This is a genomic window from Duganella rivi (assembly GCF_009857435.1).
Lineage (GTDB): Bacteria > Pseudomonadota > Gammaproteobacteria > Burkholderiales > Burkholderiaceae_D > Rugamonas > Rugamonas rivi.
Genome location: NZ_WWCK01000019.1, coordinates 1 through 620, shown reverse-complemented (window position 1 = coordinate 620; position 620 = coordinate 1). Strand labels below are relative to the sequence as shown.

Here is a 620-nt window from a genome sequence, read left to right as displayed (position 1 = left end):
TAAAACAGTCAGGATGTTGGCTTAGAAGCAGCCATCATTTAAAGAAAGCGTAATAGCTCACTGATCGAGTCGTCCTGCGCGGAAGATGTAACGGGGCTAAGCCAGTCACCGAAGCTGCGGATATCCGTAAGGATATGGTAGGAGAGCGTTCTGTAAGCCTGCGAAGGTGTCTTGTAAAGGATGCTGGAGGTATCAGAAGTGCGAATGCTGACATGAGTAGCGATAATGGGGGTGAAAAGCCCCCACGCCGTAAGCCCAAGGTTTCCTGTTCAACGTTCATCGGAGCAGGGTGAGTCGGCCCCTAAGGCGAGGCAGAGATGCGTAGCTGATGGGAAGCAGGTTAATATTCCTGCACCGTCGTATGATGCGATGGGGGGACGGATCGCGGAAGGTTGTCTGACTGTTGGAATAGTCAGTTTCTGGTTCATAGGAGGTACTTAGGCAAATCCGGGTACGCAATCCAAGGGACTGGGACGAGTGAACTTGTTCACGTAGCAATCGGAAGTGGTTCCAAGAAAAGCCTCTAAGCTTCAGTCATACGAGACCGTACCGCAAACCGACACAGGTGGGCGAGATGAGTATTCTAAGGCGCTTGAGAGAACTCGGGAGAAGGAACTCGG

The 620-nt window shown here is 51.8% G+C and carries 1 rRNA gene; it reads left to right on the top strand.

Going from position 1 to position 620, the window contains the following annotated elements:
- Window positions 1-620 (top strand): 23S ribosomal RNA (locus GTP45_RS27775); the annotation flags it as partial.